General features: G+C 35.8%; 2 protein-coding genes. Both read left to right on the forward strand.

Annotated features, from left to right (window positions below; all coding sequences use genetic code 11):
- Window positions 1-138 precede the first annotated feature (138 nt).
- Window positions 139-681: a YfiT family bacillithiol transferase gene (locus AC07XN_RS24175; protein WP_494744905.1), complete on the forward strand. Its 543-nt coding sequence runs from the start codon at window positions 139-141 to the stop codon at window positions 679-681.
- A 158-nt stretch (window positions 682-839) separates the two neighbouring features.
- Window positions 840-2,081, forward strand: coding sequence for a NupC/NupG family nucleoside CNT transporter (locus tag AC07XN_RS24180; protein ID WP_323250969.1), 1,242 nt, complete (start codon window positions 840-842; stop codon window positions 2,079-2,081).
- Window positions 2,082-2,101: the final 20 nt, after the last annotated feature.

Raw genomic sequence — 2,101 nt, forward strand, 5'->3', positions numbered from 1 at the left:
TGGTATAAATATCCTTTTATTCATGGTGAGATGTGTTAGTGTAAACTACTTAATTATCAAGAAGATATATATTGTTTATTTAACTAATCGAATTTTCGATTATATTGTATTTCGAATACAATAACAAAAACAATATTTATGGAAAATCTATCCTTAGAACAATTGCGTTACCCGATTGGAATATTTAGTAAGCCCGATGAAATTACAGATGATTTATTGAAATCTTGGATTGATGATATCTCTGAACTACCTACCTTACTTAAAAAATCAGTAGAAGGCTTAACTGAAGAACAGCTAGAATTACCCTATCGCCCAGAAGGCTGGACCATCCGCCAAGTGATTAATCATGTAGCAGATTCGCACATGAATGCCTATTGTCGTTTTAAATTGGCACTTACCGAAGATACTCCTACTATCAGGCCTTACGAAGAACAATTTTGGGCGGAATTAGAAGATGGTAAAAATGGGCCTATTGAATGGTCTTTGACACTCCTAGAAGTATTGCACAAGCGGTGGATTATGATGCTAAAGTCGCTGACAGCAGAACAATTTGAAAGAACATTTATTCATCCAGTCACCATGCACGCCAATAGTCTTCGTACAGTTACAGGAATGTATTCATGGCATGGGAGGCATCATACCGCCCATATTACCGAACTAAGAAAACGAATGGAAATATAGTTTTATAAAAAAAGCGAGAAGGTGAATCTTGTTAAAATACAAAAAATAGCTATGTGGTTGTTTTAGTTTTCAGCATTTATCGCCTTTCATCTTTTTTCTCTTATCTTTAACCTTTCATTCAACAACCACTTTAAAGATTTGGTATTAACCCTTTGTACATGGAACGTTTCACAGGACTTATTGGAATAGTATTAATTTTAGGAATAGCCTATTTGATGTCAAATAATAGAAAAGCAATTAATTACCGAACAGTTGGGGTTGGTTTAGCTTTACAGTTTGGGTTGGCCGTTTTTATTTTACGAACTGATATTGGGAAAAAGCTCTTTACAAAGTTAGGAGAGATGGTAAATCAGCTCTTAGAAAAAGCTGATAAAGGAGCAGAGTTTGTATTTAGCTCTTTGGTTCAACCAGAATTGATGACAAAAGCTTTTGGACCGGGGCATGATTTTGTCTTCTTTTTTAAAGTAATTCCAACAATTGTATTTGTAGCCGTTTTGGTGAATATTCTTTACCATCTTGGAATTATGCAAAGAGTCATTGCTGTATTGGCTAAAGGTATGCACTGGCTGATGGGAGTAAGTGGAGCAGAAGCCCTTTCAAATGCAGCCTCTGCGTTTGTGGGTCAAGTAGAGGCGCAGATTATGATTAAGCCTTATTTAAAAGGTATGACCAAATCTGAATTATTAGCTTCTATGACGGGTAGCTTTGCTTGTATTGCTGGTGGCGTAATGGCTACTTATATTAAATTAGGCGTACCGGCATCGTATTTATTAGCTGCAAGTATCATGGCTGCTCCGGGGGCTTTAGTGATTTCCAAAATTGTATATCCAGAAACTGAGAAATCAGAAACACAAGGTTTTGTTCAGCTAGAAATCAAGAAAGTACACTCAAACTTAGTAGATGCTATTGCTTCGGGTGCTTCTGAAGGACTTAAAGTAGGTTTTAATGTAATTGCCATGTTGATTGGTTTTATTGCCTTAATTGCTTTGATAGATTCGATTTTATGGCACATTGGCTTCTACGTTTTTGGAATGCCTAACTTAAGCATGAACTTTATCCTAGGAAATGTATTCTCTGTTTTCGCATGGGCAATGGGTGTACCTAGTAAAGATACACAAGTAGCAGGTGCTTTGATGGGTACTAAGATGGTGGTAAATGAATTTGTAGCTTACCTAGATTTAGTTAAAATTAAATCAACACTTGATGCTAAGACTCTTGCTATTACAAGTTTTGCATTATGTGGTTTTGCTAACTTTAGTTCGGTAGCAATTCAGATTGGTGGTATTGGTGAGTTAGCTCCTGAGCGTCGTACAGACTTAGCCAAATTAGGTTTCAAAGCATTAATTTGCGGTACATTGGCTAGTTATTTATCAGCTACTTTAGCGGGATTATTATTGTAATAATATTGATAAGATTTTAT

This window comes from Arcicella sp. GW458-12-2-14-TSB2 (assembly GCF_059423785.1).